Origin of the sequence: Photobacterium piscicola, assembly GCF_046058925.1 — a bacterium.
Classification (GTDB): domain Bacteria; phylum Pseudomonadota; class Gammaproteobacteria; order Enterobacterales; family Vibrionaceae; genus Photobacterium; species Photobacterium piscicola.
This window is the reverse complement of sequence record NZ_CP175535.1, coordinates 1129398-1144059: the sequence shown is the minus strand read 5'-3', so window position 1 is coordinate 1144059 and position 14662 is coordinate 1129398. Positions and strand designations below refer to the sequence as shown.

Here is a 14662-nt window from a genome sequence, read left to right as displayed (position 1 = left end):
CAATGTTATGGAAAAATTGATGCGAGTTTTGATTCAATAACCGTTTGCACTCTTAGTTTTTAAAAGATAAGTTAAACAAATGTACCAGAATTAATATTATATGGTTATTTGTCTCTATAGGCTAATCGTTGGGTATTAAAAGGAATTATAGGAAGTAAGTATATGCATAAGACGGATGACATTCGTATAAGTGAAATCAAACAGCTTTTACCACCGATTGCAGTGTTAGAGAAATTTCCTGCGTCTAATACCGCGGCTAAAACAGTTTATGAGTCACGTAAATCAATCCATAATATTCTCAATGATGAAGATGACCGTTTATTGGCCATTGTCGGCCCTTGTTCGATTCATGATCCTGAAGCGGCATTAGAATATGGTAAAAAGCTGAAGACATTAAGAGATGAGCTTAAAGGCGATCTTGAAATTGTTATGCGAGTTTATTTTGAAAAACCACGTACAACCGTTGGTTGGAAAGGGCTTATCAATGACCCATATATGGATAATAGCTTCCAGCTAAATGATGGTTTACGTATTGGTCGAAAATTATTAGCGGATCTTACCGATTTAGGATTGCCAACAGCGGGTGAGTTTTTAGATATGATCACGCCGCAATATATGGGGGATTTGATAAGTTGGGGGGCGATTGGTGCTCGAACAACAGAATCCCAAGTGCACCGTGAGCTTTCGTCTGGGCTTTCTTGTCCTGTTGGTTTTAAAAATGGTACCGATGGTAATATTAAAATAGCTACAGATGCTATCGGATCAGCGAGTGCGCCTCATCACTTTTTATCAGTGACAAAATATGGCCATTCTGCGATTGTTGCCACTGCGGGTAATGAAGATTGCCATATTATATTACGGGGCGGTAAAGCACCTAATTACAGTGCTGAAGATGTGAATGCCATTATGCAGCAACTCGTAGATGCAGGTTTACGTAATAAATTGATGATTGATTTCAGCCATGCGAATAGTTCAAAACAATATCAACGACAAGTGATTGTGTCTGAAGATGTTGGGCAACAAATTGCTCACGGTAATAACGCCATTTTTGGGGTGATGATTGAAAGTCACCTTGTCGAAGGTCGTCAGGATATCGTTGATGGTAAAACACCGACTTATGGTCAAAGTATTACTGATGCCTGCATTGGTTGGGACGATACTGATAAAGTATTACGCCAACTTGCCGCAGATGTCAGAACGCGTCGTCAAAAATAGTGGTGTTAATTGTTTAATACGCTGTAAATAAACATATTTTTTAAAGCTCCTGCTTATATAGAGTAGGGGCTTTTTTATTGGTAGTATCGATAACCATCATTAAATTCAATATCATAATGTTTACCGTAGTGGTAGCGATTAAGTAAGTTAGGATTAAAAGGAAATTGGCAATAGATGCAATAATGCTGATGTAAGCCATTATTGATAAAAGCTTTAAAAATATCGTGAGTGTCAGCAATAAGTGTTTTTTTATTCATAATGACTCCAAGAGGCGATTCCCGGTAAGTAATATCATGAAAACAAGTTGTCACTTATTTAAGTGTATGCGAATTTGTTGAGAACAGGCGAAATTATGCTTAAAGATGTACACTAAATAGGACACTATTTGTTATTATTGTTTATTAAGAAGACTGTTATTTTTTAGTTTTGTTATTAATAATAAAAGATATATTTTGTTCGTCATCAAATTTGTCGAGATTCATCTCTTATCATTGAGTAAGGAGAAGATGATGCGTAGTCAAAAATGGACATTCAACCTAAAGAGTGCATTGGTGTTAACGCTTTTATTGGGTGGGCACATAAATGTGACTTATGCTAATAACCTGCATTCAACGCACCTCAGTGTCATTTCAACGATCCAAACTTACATTAATCAGCAAACGGTTTATCAACAACCACAGCAGAATATTGTTTATCATCCCACATTAGGCTACATGGATTATCAACAAATTTGGTGTAATAATTCATACCAACAACAAATGATAAATTATCAACATTTTATATTAAAGGTATGCAATGAAAGAGGTGGGGAGTTAGTTAATCATTGGTGTTCTTTATCTGATTCACATCAGCCACTATTCTATACCTCCATTGCACCTTATGATGCAAATTGTAGCAGTAATAGTGCAATAATTGTTCATATTATTGAGACATTGCCAGAGGCAAATAAAGATCCTATAGTGGCTGTTGCATGGATAAAAACAGCAAAAAGCTTTGGTTTCTAAATTAACGTTATATCAACTGTTATACCATTGTTTAAATAATTGCTGACTGATTATTTGGTTAAGATTATACCCCATAGAGGTTGTATTAGGGGTTTGTTGACTGAAGTCTTTTGGTGGCGTTAACGTATTATGCCCATTATAAATGACACTGTAACTTTTTTTGACATCAATAACTATTTTGTAATTATTTTCTCGTATTTTTGGAAGTATAAAATTACCGTTATTAGCGATGCTGAACGTTAACTCTTGAGGGTATTCGTTAAGAATTTTTGTTGCGTATTCTTGCGTCAATTTAGTTACTAACGCTTTATTATTATAGAGTATCGCAAAATTAACGATAGGATCTTTGATCTTATTACCTAGTCGTAGCGGTGATAGTTTTTCATAAAATGCCATACTTGAAATGTTAACTTTGTTCTGATCGTCAAGTAGGGTTTTATCGATGTTATTTGCCATTGCCATCGTTAATTTGTTGTACTGTTCAACATAATTATCGATAGCATGTTGAGATTGTCGTCCCATATTAATTGTTCGTTTGATAGCTAAATTATTATTAGCAATCATGAGATCTTTCTGTAAATAATGATCAAAGACTTGTTTATTATAAGTTGATTCAAAATAACCATTAAGTAGTACCATTGTCTTCCATAACTTTGGTACGTATGTATTCATAACAATATTTACTTGTGATTGATATTGTTGGGGTATTTTGTTTATAAGCTCTTCTTTATTATAATAAATACAAGTGTCAGGTGATGTGAATGTGATTTGTTGATATTCACCTAAGTATTTTGAACAATGAAGTGTTTTATCTGTCTTATATTTAAACTTAATATTTGAGATTAGATCAAAAGTGAGATCATCATCAAGCAATATAGTCTGTAACTCATGTTTAAGCGAACGACGTAGTTTTATATAATATTTTTGTTTTTCTTGGATCTTGTTTTTTATGGTTTTTATTTCATTAAGATGTTGTTTTTCATCTTTTTTTATAATTTCCAGGTGAGAATTAATAGATGCTAGTTCTTGTTGGTAATACATTAATTTAGCATCGATGTCTGCTTGAAGTTTTCTTTTTATAATATTAACTTCGATCATGTTTTTTTTATATATTAATGCGCTATTATTAAGTGCTTGAATAAAAATATTCGCATTTTTTATATGTGTTTGGTTAAATTGGTAAATTAGATGATTAATATCTTCAAGATAATGTGGGTTAGATAACCAATTTGAGTTAATTAATGCTTTGGATGTGTATTCGAGATTTTTAAAATCTAGCGGTGTTTTAAATGGGCTACATTTATTAGTAATAATAAACCCTTGTTGTTTTTGATCCGGAATAACTTCAGGTTGGATATTAAAAGAAGAATAATCGATATGGCTCTCTTTATCACAGCCTGCAACCATGCATAACATAATAAAAAAATTGCGCAAGATGTTCATATTCCACTGCATTTACAATTACTAATCAATAAGATGAATTATACCGAGATTGATAGTATATACAAGCGTATGCTTAGTTGCGATCATCACCTGTGAAACATGGTGTGATTCTAATGTGATAAAAGTGTTTATGTGGTTAAATGTTTAAATAAGATAAGTGATCATAAATAGATTGGAGGCAATAATGCTCGTTACGTTTAGCTGTAAAGCACACAATGATGTCACCATGTTTGGTGATATTGCTCAATCATTAATTAAGATGATGGAATACACAACGGATATACCTGGGGCGATCATTGCAGAAGATGTTGAGCTTGCACTGGCTAATTTAGAAAAAAATCTCATTGGTGCAGCAGCAAAGCAATGTGCAACTCAAGAGCAACAGCAAGTGGTTGATCTGGATGATGAGGATGAGAAAGAACCTGAGATTGATATTAGCGTGCGCGCAGTACCGCTGATAGAGCTATTAAAAGCGGCTATTTTAGCTAAAAGTTATGTGATGTGGCAGTAACCTTATTTAGCTATTTATAGCGTGTCTATTTGACTAAATGCAGGGGAGCAAAAGGGTCATCATTTGGGTCATTGAGCCACAAATATTCAGTATCTGCGGCAATGCGACGGGCAAGCGAATCGCCATGTTGATGACCAATAATAGCTAATGACATATCAATACTGGCAGAACAGCCTGATGCCGTAAAAATATTGTTATTACGCACCCAACGTGCTGATGTTTGCCATTGAATATTGTTGCCAAATTGAGATACCCAATCAAGGTTCTTTTGGGTAGTGGTGGCTTTACTATTATCGAGCAAACCTGCATTTGCAAGTAATGCTGCGCCCGTTGAGGTTGAGCAGATAATGTGTTGTTGTGGCGCTATTTTTTTTAACCAAGTTAAAATATCTTTGTTATGAGCTGCAAAACGAACACCGGCCCCACCTGGAATAATCAAAATTCCTGCAGAGATTACGTCATTAAAGCTTAATGTTGGTTGCATATTAATACCTTGCGTACTGGTAACATGCTGTCCATTCGTTGTGATTATTTGTAATTGATAATGTTCAGGTAATAATCCAAACATGTGCAGTGGACCTAATGCATCAAGTAATTCAAATTGTTCAAAAAGTAATACCGTTACTGTTTGTCGTTCTAACATCATATATACCTTGCAATAAACCTAATGTTATTAGTCGATACTATTAGTAATAGCCCAATTCATCATGATCCATTGTGTTGGAGATGATAATTTGGCATTTATAATTGCATTATGAGGATAATGCTTGTTATTCAGCTACGAATGATTACAATCAGCTCCCTGTTTGAAAATGGCTCAAAATAACAGCTGACACGATTATGAATAGAAAGAAAAAAATTAACGAAACATTAAAAAAGAGAATGAAGAAGGCGAATGCTAAGCTTAATAAAAGCAATAAGCCTCGTTATATTTCTAAAGCAGAACGTGCCAAGCTTGATGACGAAGCTGCACAGGTTACTGAAACTGCAGATGTAATATCTGATACTACTGTTGATAGTGATACTGAATCTGCGCTTTAGTCAATAGTCAAAAAATATGAATTTTATATCTTAAACAGAAACATGATTTTGGTCGTTTTTCTGTTTTTTCGCATCATGCCTATGAATATTTATAGGATGATTGCTTGCTTATCATTAGATGAGCAATCTACTACGCTATTATGCGTTTAATTTATACAAAGAGAGATGCTATGAGTTTTGCCTCTTTAGGCCTATCCGCCCCAATTCTTGAAGCCGTTGCAAAGCAAGGCTACGAAAAACCATCCCCAATTCAAGCGCAAGCAATTCCAGCAATTCTGGAAGGCAAGGATGTCATGGCGGCGGCACAAACGGGTACAGGCAAAACAGCAGGTTTTACATTGCCGCTGCTAGAAAAATTATCTAGTGGTCAACCTGCTCGTTCAAACCATGTTCGCGCACTTGTGTTAACACCTACGCGTGAGCTTGCAGCTCAGGTTGGTGAAAGTGTTGCAACATACGGCAAAAATTTAGCAATCAGCTCTGCGGTTGTATTTGGTGGCGTAAAAGCTAACCCACAAATGGTACGCATGCGTAAGGGTGCTGATGTTTTAGTTGCAACACCTGGCCGTTTGATGGATCTACATAGTCAAAATGCGGTTAAATTTCGTGATATTGAAATTTTAGTGTTAGATGAAGCTGACCGTATGTTAGATATGGGCTTTATTCGTGATATTCGTAAAATTTTAGCGCTATTACCAAAACAACGCCAAAACCTACTGTTTTCGGCAACGTTCTCTGATGAAATTCGCGAACTCGCTAAAGGCTTAGTGAATAATCCTGTTGAGATCGACGTTAACCCACGAAACCAAACTGCACCGACAGTGAAGCAGTGGATTTGTCCTGTTGATCAAAAGAAAAAAGCGAACTTATTAACAAAATTATTAAGTGAACGTAACTGGAAGCAAGTATTAGTCTTTACTAAAACAAAGCATGGTGCAAATCGCCTAGCAACGCATCTAGAAAGCCGTGGTATCTCAGCTGCTGCAATCCATGGTAACAAGAGCCAAGGTGCACGTACTAAAGCGTTGGCTAACTTTAAGTCAGGTGCTATTCGTGTGCTAGTTGCAACAGACATTGCAGCACGTGGTCTTGATATTGAACAATTACCACAAGTGGTGAACTTCGATCTACCACACGTAGCAGAAGATTACGTTCACCGTATTGGTCGTACTGGTCGTGCTGGCTGTGTGGGTGAGGCGATTTCATTAGTATGTGCTGATGAATTTGGTGATTTGATTGCCATTGAACGTTTAACGAAGCAAATCTTAGATCGTGAAATTGTTGAAGGTTTCGAACCAACCAACAAATTGCCTGCATCAAAGTTAGATACGCGTCCACTGAAGCCTAAAAAGCCAAAGAAACCGCAATCATTTGCAGCGAATGGCGAAAAACGTCCACGTTCAAATGGTAAGCCAACAACGCGTCGTAAACCAACGCCACGTAGTGATGATGCACCACGTGCAGAAGGTGCAAAGCCAGCACGTAAGCCGCGCCCAACTGATGCTAAACCTAAAGCAACTGATGGCAAACCAGCGCGTCGTTACAATGATGAAAAGCCAAAGACTGATGGTCGTCGTGCTCCTCAACGTAGTCGTAAGCCAGCAACAACAACAGCTAACTAATATCCGCTGACGGTTTAATCCGTTAGGGTGGAGTCGTTGTAATAAAAACCAGCGTGTAATGATAATCTGTCATTAGCGTTGGTTTTTTTATGTGTATTTATTCGAAGTGATTAAGATCTAAGTGACAACGTCACACATGGAATAGCATGATCGGTGCTATAACCATCTTCATCAAAACTGCTATTAACAAGATGTTTATCTTCAGTATGATAATCGCTAACTTCAAACAATGAACCGTGAAGTGGTCAAGTAAAATTGGCCACTGATTTGTATTCATTATTAAATCGGCGTTCTGATTCATTAGGCGTCAAGCCACCGTTATATTGATGGGGCCTGACTTGGTTGTAATATCGGATAATATATTCAGTGATCGCCACTTTAGCTTCATTCGATGAGCGATAACCCGCAGTTGGCATCCACTCTGTTTTAAAACTTCTAAAAAATCGTTCCATTGGGGCGTTATCCCAACAATTTCCACGTCGACTCATACTTTGTGTAATTTGATACCGCCAAAGTAATCGGCGATATTGTTTACTTGTGTAATGACAGCCTTGATCTGAATGAAACATAACACTTTTAGGCGCCCCTCGAACTTCATAAGCCATCGAAAGGGCTTTACCTGTTAGATCTGTATTGGGTGAGCCTGACGTTGCCCAACCAATCACTTTACGGGCAAATAAATCAATCACAACAGCAAGGTACAACCAACGTTGTCCTGACCAAATATATGTCACGTCGCCACACCAAACCTGATTAGGCTCAGTAACTGCAAACTGGCGATCTAATGTATTGGGAATATTTAAATGTTCATTTTCTACTTTTTTATAACGATGTTTTTTAACCTGACAACTGACTAATCCTAGTTGTTTCATGATGTTAGTTGCCTTATATCGACTTAACGGCACGCCTTTAGTCGTAACGATACCTGCAATTGTTCTGGCTCCAGCAGAGCCACTACTGGCACGATGTGCAGCCTTCACTTCACTAGATAATAGCACTTGCTCTTTTGACTGCGTTTTAGGCCGTTTAGTCCAATATTTATAGCTACTGCGATGAATATCAAAGACATGACAAAGGATAGATACAGGATAATAAGCTTTTAATTCATCAACTAATATGAAGTTTTGAATGAGTCCGAGGCCAAAAGAGCGGTTGCTTTTTTTAGTATTTCTTTCTCCATTTCAATCCGTTTAATCTTCTTCTCTAATTCACGAATTTTAAGCTGATCAGGCGTCATTGGTGTTGCTTTCGGTGTCATTCCACCACGTTCATCTTTCAGCTGTCGAACCCACTTATCCATTGTTGATTTACCAACATTCATTGCTTCCGCAGCTTCTTTTACAGAGTAGCCTTGGTCTAAAACGAGTTGTGCTGATTCTAATCGAAATTCAGGTGTAAAATTAGGGCGTATTCTTTTAGTCATAGTGTCACCTATTAAATTATGAGGTGATGATATCACCTCTAACTAGGTGGCCAAATTAACTATGCCACTTCACCGTGGTATTGGGCGTTAAATTCTTGGGATAATAAAATATAATCAAGCACAGAGCTTTTAGCGCCAAAATAGTGTGTTGGTGGGCGAGGCCGTGTGGCTTGTTCTGTATTTTGGGTAAATAAGGTCCAGCTATCGTATAAGCGGTAATAACCAATTAAACGTTCAATATCACTGTCTGACATACCAAACACATTTCCAGCGATAAGTTGCTCTAAACATGAGCTGGATATCTCATCATTGAAATCGCCCATGAGCAGCATTGGATGCGTGCTTGATTCACGTTGTTTTAGAATCGCTAATAATAATAAATTTGCTTCGGTGCCACGTAGCATAGCTGAGCCCCAACTGCCTAAGCGTTGGCCTGTAAAACGAGATAATGCAGTGTTTGATGGCACAATGGTATCAGGAAGTGGATCATCAAATAGTGATCGCTTTGATTTAAAATGGGTGATATAGCAGTCAGTTAAGCCAACATGAGGAATATCAATCGTGGCTCTAAGAGGCTTTCGGCTAAAATGAAAATCTGTTAATCCCAGTAATGCTGCAGCTTGTTGATCCGCTGTTACTGCTGCGACTTCAGTGATCGGAAATTTAGAAGCAATGGCAACGACAGGGCTACGGTAGATAAAATCATCAATCACTGTGGGAGAATCGATTACCGCATAATAAGGGTAACCTGCTTTTTCCAACAGAGATTGTAGACTCTCACTACTAAAGACTTCTTGAAAACCAATAATATCAGGTTGATTTTTATCAAGAAATCGTGTTATCCATGCTTGTTTTTTATGCCATTGTTCCATGGTGTAAATATTTTGAAAATCATAATAAGCCATCGGAGGCTCAAGATAATTCAATAAGTTAAAACTCGCAATTTTAACTGTGGGTAATGGCACTTCATAAGAAGGCTGATTTACGTCAGACACTCTACACTCTCAATAACTATAGCCGAACTGTATAACTCGGCTCTATGATTTCGTTAAATTATTGATATATAGCATACCAGAGTGAGGTCTTAATGACAGTGATGCTTTGATATAAGTAAATTAATGCACGTTAACTGAATAATTTATTGATATTGGCTTTTGGTGTTTTAGCAAATTTTTGCATTAACCCAAACGATACGTCTTCAACACCATATTGATGTTTTATATCGTCAATCATTGCTAACCATAAGCGGGCGGTCATTTCGGAGTCAGCTAATGCACGGTGAAAGACGCCATCATGATGAATATGTTTATAATCAACTAATGTGCCCAGTTTGTGGTTTGGATCATGTTGATATAAACGTCGTGCAATAAGCATAGAACACGCAAATTGATCGCTATATTTTCGATTAATTAACGCTAGTTCTGCATCTAAAAAACGCTGATCAAAAGAGGCATTGTGAGCAACAAGGTTTGCATCACCAATAAAATCAGCAAATTCAGCCATGACATTTTCACAGCAAGGGGCAGTACGGAGCATATTGTTACTAATGCCAGTATAGCTCTCGATAAAACTGCTGACTCTAAAGCCTGGATTCATTAATTGCTGGAAATGCGCGACGACCTGACCATCTTCAAGTTTAACAGCACCAATCTCAATTGCTCGATCACCTTGGGTTGGTGATAAGCCTGTGGTTTCAAAGTCGAGTACGATAACGCTATTGGCAGAACGAGAATTAAACATTTGTAAATCTTTAACGATAAGAAGAACAGTATTGTAGCGTTATCCGTTCAGTTGTAAATTGCAACCAGTCAATTTTATGCCACTTTTAATGCTGTATTTTTAAACAAATAAATGTATTTTTATTCATTATTGGGCTTAGATGACATTTTGTATTCTATAAAAGTATCAATAGGGTGTTATATTTGACGATTAGCAATTTATCGCCCTCGATTATGAGTCAATTAAACGTTCTATGAAAAACAAACGCTACCGCCAGATTCGCGATCATAAGCAAGAAAAAGCCTTATTCATTCGACGAGCGATTCAAGCTTTTGTTGGTATTTTGATTTTAACCTGTGTGTTAATTGCCAACCTTTATCATTTACAAGTAGAAGATTACAGTGAATATAAAGCGCGCTCAAATAACAACAGTATTAAACTTATTCCTGTCGCGCCTAATCGGGGTCGTATTTATGACCGTAATGGGGTGATATTAGCGGATAATATTCCCGTTTGCTCATTAGAAATAATTCCAGACCAAGTAAAAAATTTATCACAAGTATTAATTCAACTACAACAATTATTAGGCATCTCAGATAAAGAGATAGTGGCTTTCAATAAAGCGAAATCACAAGTACAAGCATTTAAACCTGTCACCCTTATTTCGCACATGAACAATAAACAAGTGGCGGTATTTTCGGTTAATGAATTTGAATATCCAGGGGTTGATGTTGATGCCCATCTTGAACGTTATTATCCTTATGGCGCCTCATTAACGCATTTATTAGGGTATGTCGGAAAAATTAATGATCGTGATATTGCTGCTTTAAAAAAGAGCGGTAAATTCGATAATTATAAGGCAACTCGCACTATTGGTAAGTTAGGTATTGAGCACTACTATGAAGATTTACTGCATGGTAAAACTGGCTATGAAACAGTTGAAGTTAACAGTCATGGCCGTGTTGTACGCACATTATCTTATATTCCACCGGTGGCTGGAAAAGATCTCAAATTAACGCTTGATATTAATCTACAACTTTATGCTCAAAAATTACTGACACTACAGCAAAAAGATCCTACAACAGGCTTAATGGTAACCAAAGTTCGTCGCGGTGCTATCGTGGCTATGAACCCCAAAAATGGGGCGATTTTAGCTATGGTTTCAAGTCCGAGCTATAACCCGAATTTGTTTGTTAATGGTATTTCCTCAAAAGCTTATGCCGCATTGTTGGACGATCCTGCACGTCCACTTATAAACCGTGCTACATTAGGTTTATATCCACCGGGTTCAACCGTCAAACCTGAGTTAGCTGCGGCAGGGTTAACAACAGGGGTTATCACAGTACATACTGTTCGTAATAATCATGGCTGGTGGCGCATTCCTAACAGTAAAAGCCGTAAATTTAGAGATGACAGAGTGCAAGGATTTGCCAATGTTGATATTTATAAAGCGATTGAAAAATCAGTGAATACCTATTTTTACCAAGTGGCTTATGATTTAGGTATTGATCGATTATCAATGTGGATGACTAAATTTGGTTATGGTCAGCATTCAGGCATTGATATTGATGAAGATTCAACCGGTATTATGCCAACACGATCTTGGAAAATGGCACGTTTTCATCATCCATGGATGCAAGGGGATACGGTACCACTTGGGATTGGCCAGGGTTACTGGACTGCGACGCCAATACAGATAGCCAAAGCCACATCGGTTATTGCAGAAGATGGGGTTGAGCATCGTCCGCATTTATTAAAAGATATCATTGATGGTAAAGTCCAACAGCCTGTTACTTTTACTGATTTTAAACCGCTTAGCTCTGTACCTCAAAAAGATTGGGCGATCATTAAAAAGGGCATGGAGCTTGTTGTAGAAAAAGGGACAGCCAGTCAAATGTTCCAAAATATGCCATTTCAAGTTGCGGGTAAAACAGGAACGAGTCAGGTTTATTCAATGAAGGATACTGAACATTACAACGCGAATGAAGTTGCTGAGCATTTTAAAGATCACGCTTTATTTACGGGTTTTGCCCCTGCTAATGATCCCACTATTTTAGTGACTGTAGTGTTAGAACATGGTGGCTGGGGGTGGCATGCTGCTCCATTTGCACGAGATATCATGGAGTATGTTTTACTAAAACCAACATTACGTCCACAATCTGATGAGTTAGTGCAACAGCCATCGCCATCACTTGCAGGGTCAAGCAATGTATCTAAGGTTGCAACAAAGACCGTATCTGTAGTGGCTCATAGTCATTAATTTAATGGTATTAATGCCATGATGTTAGTTGTTTGACTCATGGCTTAAATGGCGTTGATGTGAGGTATTGCACCATAAATTAAGCATTGCCAGCAATTCTGCTGCCATGTAAGGCTTACATAAAATATCGTCCATACCCGCAGTAATACAAGCTTCTCGTTCGGCCGTTGTTGTGCCTGCTGTTAGTGCAATAATGGGTTTGGTGAAGTTTTGTTTACGTAATACTTTGGTAGCACAATACCCATCCATAATCGGCATACGGCAATCCATAAGTACAATATCAAATGGTTTCTCGGCAATAATCTCTAATGCTGTTTGGCCATTATCGACAATCGTGACATTAATATCATGTTTTTGAAGCATTAATTGAATAATCATTTGGTTGGTTTTTAAATCTTCAACAACCAAAATATTTAATTGTTGTAATGCTTCATGTGAAATAGGAGGGTGATTCGATAGTGTCTCATCAAGTGTACTTATTGTTAATGGCAATGATACTGAAAACGTTGTGCCCTTATTGGTTTCGCTAGATAAGGTAATATTACCGTCCATTTGTTCGCATAACTGTTTACATATCGCTAAGCCTAAACCTGTACCTTCATGGCTGCGTTTACTTGATATATCAATCTGGCTAAATGGTCTAAATAACTTATGTTGTTGTTGTTTTTCAATGCCACAACCACTGTCTTCTACGGTAAAGATGAGACAATTATTTTTCCAACTAAATTTCGCTCTTACAAATCCTTGATGGGTGAACTTTATCGCATTAGCAATGAGGTTAACGTAAATTTGTTTAAGACGATCTTCATCGGCATTAATTGAACGCGGAATACTAGGATCATAGTCGATAGTAAAATCTAACCGTTTTTCTAAAGCACGATGAGAGAATATATCTCTTAATTTGATGACTAATAAATGGCTATCGAATGGTTTTTCTATGAGCTCTAACATGCCTGCATTGATTTTACTGTAATCAAGTAAATCATTAATAATCGCGCGAAGTAGTTCACCTGAATGATTTAATGTTGTTAATAATTTACTCTGATTTTGGTTTAATTCGGTATCTTGTAATAGCTCTGCTGTGCCTAATAAACCATTAAGCGGTGTGCGTAATTCATGATTAATCATTGCCAAAAAATCACGGGTTGATTGTTCTGAATCTTCGGCACGTTGACGCGCGTGAATAGCTCGACTAAGCGTTATTTGACGACCAATGGCGGAACGGAATAATTCACAAAAAAGTGCTAGATGTTGCTGAATAATTGTAATCCTATTTATTGGTGCCGATATTCTTGCCGCAAAATACCCCACAATATCGTTGTTATTAATCAATGCCGTCCAGTAAAGGTTGGTGGTTGGGTCCCATAATGAAATCTGATTTTTAAGTGCCGCTGGTGGAACCCACATTTGTTCTCGACCGCTGCAATAATCACCACTAATAGTAATGTTTTCAATAGGCATGATAGAAATATAACAAGCAGTAATGTAGTAGCCATCAATGAGGCTTTCGATTAATTGCTGAATATTTTCACGGCAAGGTGCTTGCTTGAGGAATAACCGCGCATAAGTAAGGAGCAAGTTTTCTATTTTTGTTTGATAAGCAAGTTGAGCGGAATCTAATTCTGCCTGTAAACGTAGTTTTTCTAATGATTTTTCTAATATGTTATTAGTCTCAAAAAGCTCACGACTTTTCATCTCTAATAATTTTTCAGCCATAATACGAGATGCATATTCTCGTTCTAGTTTGCGTTCTAATAACATAATATGGCGTTTGGCATCCATGTTAGTCACCAGTGAGAGTTAATGAAAATCTTACATGACTTTGTGATGTATTCATCGGTTGCATAGCGATGGTTAATGATTGATTAAAATAATTAGCACAGCCTTCTAATACGCCCATGCAAACATGCCCCATACAACGGGCTGAATGATAATCCATTGTCATTGTTGATTGTGTTTTATTGCTAAAAACAAATTTAGGTGGCGTCACATCAGGGTAGAGTTTTTTAACTTCAATATGAATGTATCGGTCTACTTTTTCGATAAAACTGAAAGTATCATCACTTTCAATATCGGGAACAGGGAGAGTTTTTAATAATGTTGGAAAAACGAGCCGACCATAGGTTTGTTGAAGTTGTTGCGCGGGAATATTAGTAATGTGACTTAGGCTCATTATCAGCTTAATTAATTGTCGATGATCATAGCTACCAACAGCAGTATAAACTCCCGTATCATTAGCATGATCAAACATTTTTTGACTTATTTCTAAACCAAATTGTTCTTCTACTATCGTAATAAACTCTGTGAAAATGATTCCTTTCATATCATTCCTTGTTATCTAATTGTATTTAATTAATATAGCCATTATGCAACCAGCAACTATAAATAGAATTGTATTAATATTATGGCAGAGTTTATCGATGC

The 14662-nt window shown here is 37.1% G+C and carries 14 protein-coding genes; 6 read left to right on the top strand and 8 right to left on the bottom strand.

Going from position 1 to position 14662, the window contains the following annotated elements; all coding sequences use genetic code 11:
- Window positions 1–162 precede the first annotated feature (162 nt).
- The gene (gene aroG, locus ACJZU6_RS19795; RefSeq protein WP_408901187.1) at window positions 163–1215 is read left to right on the top strand and encodes a 3-deoxy-7-phosphoheptulonate synthase AroG; all 1053 of its coding nucleotides are present in this window, start codon (window positions 163–165) and stop codon (window positions 1213–1215) included.
- Between the two features lie 74 nt (window positions 1216–1289).
- Here aroG and ACJZU6_RS19790 read toward each other — a convergent pair whose 3' ends face one another.
- Window positions 1290–1472, bottom strand: a complete 183-nt coding sequence (locus tag ACJZU6_RS19790; RefSeq protein WP_080156058.1) for a hypothetical protein — start codon at window positions 1470–1472, stop codon at window positions 1290–1292.
- A gap of 249 nt (window positions 1473–1721) precedes the next feature.
- Here ACJZU6_RS19790 and ACJZU6_RS19785 point away from each other — a divergent pair, with 249 nt between their 5' ends.
- Complete coding sequence (locus ACJZU6_RS19785; RefSeq protein ID WP_408901186.1) at window positions 1722–2219, top strand: hypothetical protein; 498 nt, start codon at window positions 1722–1724, stop codon at window positions 2217–2219.
- A 12-nt stretch (window positions 2220–2231) separates the two neighbouring features.
- Here the strand turns inward: ACJZU6_RS19785 and ACJZU6_RS19780 are convergent, their stop codons facing one another.
- Window positions 2232–3662, bottom strand: coding sequence for a hypothetical protein (locus ACJZU6_RS19780; RefSeq protein WP_080156056.1), 1431 nt, complete (start codon window positions 3660–3662; stop codon window positions 2232–2234).
- Between the two features lie 184 nt (window positions 3663–3846).
- On the opposite strand from ACJZU6_RS19780, the gene ACJZU6_RS19775 reads away from it, so the two are divergent.
- The gene (locus tag ACJZU6_RS19775) at window positions 3847–4173 is read left to right on the top strand and encodes a DUF1840 domain-containing protein (protein ID WP_408901185.1); all 327 of its coding nucleotides are present in this window, start codon (window positions 3847–3849) and stop codon (window positions 4171–4173) included.
- 25 nt (window positions 4174–4198) lie between these two features.
- On the opposite strand, the gene ACJZU6_RS19770 is transcribed toward ACJZU6_RS19775, so the two are convergent.
- Complete coding sequence (locus ACJZU6_RS19770; protein WP_235865772.1) at window positions 4199–4819, bottom strand: DJ-1/PfpI family protein; 621 nt, start codon at window positions 4817–4819, stop codon at window positions 4199–4201.
- A 194-nt stretch (window positions 4820–5013) separates the two neighbouring features.
- Here ACJZU6_RS19770 and ACJZU6_RS19765 point away from each other — a divergent pair, with 194 nt between their 5' ends.
- Together ACJZU6_RS19765 and ACJZU6_RS19760 are read left to right on the top strand one after the other, a co-directional pair.
- Complete coding sequence (locus tag ACJZU6_RS19765) at window positions 5014–5214, top strand: DUF2986 domain-containing protein (RefSeq protein WP_080156053.1); 201 nt, start codon at window positions 5014–5016, stop codon at window positions 5212–5214.
- A gap of 170 nt (window positions 5215–5384) precedes the next feature.
- Window positions 5385–6836 carry a DEAD/DEAH box helicase gene (locus tag ACJZU6_RS19760; RefSeq protein ID WP_408901184.1) on the top strand — a complete coding sequence of 484 codons (1452 nt, stop codon included), beginning with the start codon at window positions 5385–5387 and terminating at the stop codon, window positions 6834–6836.
- 245 nt (window positions 6837–7081) lie between these two features.
- On the opposite strand, the gene ACJZU6_RS19755 is transcribed toward ACJZU6_RS19760, so the two are convergent.
- The 3 genes from ACJZU6_RS19755 to ACJZU6_RS19745 form a co-directional block, all read right to left on the bottom strand.
- Window positions 7082–8259 (bottom strand): IS3 family transposase gene (locus tag ACJZU6_RS19755; protein WP_408900069.1). Its coding sequence is split into 2 segments (ribosomal slippage): window positions 7082–8001 and window positions 8001–8259, totalling 1179 coding nucleotides; the frame shifts between segments, so codons are not numbered across the junction.
- Window positions 8260–8318: 59 nt separating this feature from the next.
- A complete protein-coding gene (locus ACJZU6_RS19750; RefSeq protein WP_408901183.1) occupies window positions 8319–9254 on the bottom strand; it encodes an endonuclease/exonuclease/phosphatase family protein in 936 nt (311 codons plus the stop codon).
- Between the two features lie 130 nt (window positions 9255–9384).
- Window positions 9385–9999: a PolC-type DNA polymerase III gene (locus ACJZU6_RS19745; protein WP_408901182.1), complete on the bottom strand. Its 615-nt coding sequence runs from the start codon at window positions 9997–9999 to the stop codon at window positions 9385–9387.
- Window positions 10000–10231: 232 nt separating this feature from the next.
- On the opposite strand from ACJZU6_RS19745, the gene mrdA reads away from it, so the two are divergent.
- Window positions 10232–12238 (top strand): penicillin-binding protein 2, encoded by a 2007-nt coding sequence (gene mrdA, locus ACJZU6_RS19740; RefSeq protein WP_408901181.1) that lies wholly within the window; start codon window positions 10232–10234, stop codon window positions 12236–12238.
- A gap of 24 nt (window positions 12239–12262) precedes the next feature.
- Here the strand turns inward: mrdA and ACJZU6_RS19735 are convergent, their stop codons facing one another.
- Together ACJZU6_RS19735 and ACJZU6_RS19730 are read right to left on the bottom strand one after the other, a co-directional pair.
- On the bottom strand, window positions 12263–14020 hold the full coding sequence (locus tag ACJZU6_RS19735; protein ID WP_408901180.1) for an ATP-binding protein: 1758 nt from the start codon (window positions 14018–14020) through the stop codon (window positions 12263–12265).
- Between the two features lies 1 nt (window position 14021).
- Entirely contained in the window at window positions 14022–14561 is a 540-nt protein-coding gene (locus tag ACJZU6_RS19730) for a heme NO-binding domain-containing protein (protein ID WP_327772034.1), read from the bottom strand.
- Window positions 14562–14662 lie beyond the last annotated feature (101 nt).